At 73.9% G+C, this 844-nt stretch carries 2 protein-coding genes; both read left to right on the top strand.

What is annotated here, in order from left to right:
• Positions 1 to 164, top strand: a 164-nt coding sequence (locus N869_RS15590; RefSeq protein ID WP_035063204.1) for a FliM/FliN family flagellar motor switch protein, incomplete at its 5' end; no start/stop codon positions are given.
• Between the two features lie 4 nt (positions 165 to 168).
• Positions 169 to 732 carry a flagellar biosynthetic protein FliO gene (fliO, locus tag N869_RS16745; RefSeq protein WP_052105661.1) on the top strand — a complete coding sequence of 188 codons (564 nt, stop codon included), beginning with the start codon at positions 169 to 171 and terminating at the stop codon, positions 730 to 732.
• Positions 733 to 844: the final 112 nt, after the last annotated feature.

Below are 844 nucleotides of genomic sequence, written 5' to 3'. Positions count from 1 at the left end.
TCCTGGAGCTGGTCCCGGGCACGGTCCTGGAGCTGGACCGTGCCGCGGGTGCACCGGCGGACGTGATGGTCAACGGGCGCCTGGTGGCGCGCGGCGAGGTCGTCGTCGTCGACGAGGACTACGGGATCCGCATCACCGAGATCGTCGCGAACGAGGGCGTCTGAGCCCATGGACTCCTCCGACCTGGTGCTGGGCCTTCGGGTCCTGCTGTCCCTGGGGTGCGTGCTGGGCCTGCTGTGGCTCATCGCGCGCCGCGTCCAGGGCACCTCTGCGGCGCGTCGCCGCCGCGCGGAGGCGATGACCGTCGTGGGGCGTCAGTCGTTGGGGGGCAAGGCCGGCCTGGCCCTGGTGGAGGTCGGCGGGCGCCGGCTGCTGCTCGGTGTCGGTGAGCAGGGGGTGTCCCTGCTGACCGAGATGGAGATGCCGGAGCCTGAGCCCGAGCCCGACGGCGACGCCCGTGTGGAGCTGGATGCTGCCACGCTCGAGCGCCTGGTGGCCGACGTCCCTGCGGACGTGTCGAGCCTGGTCGCCATGGACGGCGACCCGACCGGCCACGCCGGTACCACCCCTGAGTCTGCGGTCGTCGCCCCGGCGGCCGGTTCCTCGTCGACCCCCGCGGCACGGACGCCTGCGGTTCCCAAGCCCCGCAACCCCCTCGAGGGATCGATCCTGGACGTCACCATGTGGCGCCGGGCGGTGGTTGCGGTGCAGGAACGGACCATTCGTCGTTGAGCTCAGCGAGCCTCCCGGCGCGCGCCAGCCGCGGCGCCGGGCCCCAGATCCCGGCTGCGCCCGGGCGCACCTCACCGGTGCGGCATCGCCCGTGGGCGACCCGCGTGCTGGT

It is taken from the genome of Cellulomonas bogoriensis 69B4 = DSM 16987 (genome assembly GCF_000767165.1).
GTDB classification, from domain to species: Bacteria; Actinomycetota; Actinomycetes; order Actinomycetales; family Cellulomonadaceae; genus Actinotalea; species Actinotalea bogoriensis.
Note: the sequence above shows the minus strand (reverse complement) of the source record. Positions and strands in the feature narration are given on the sequence as shown.

Coding starts and splice junctions, on each gene's coding strand:
- fliO (WP_052105661.1), top strand. CDS start 169: ATGGACTCCTCCGACCTGGTGCTGGGCCTTCGGGTCCTGCTGTCCCTG.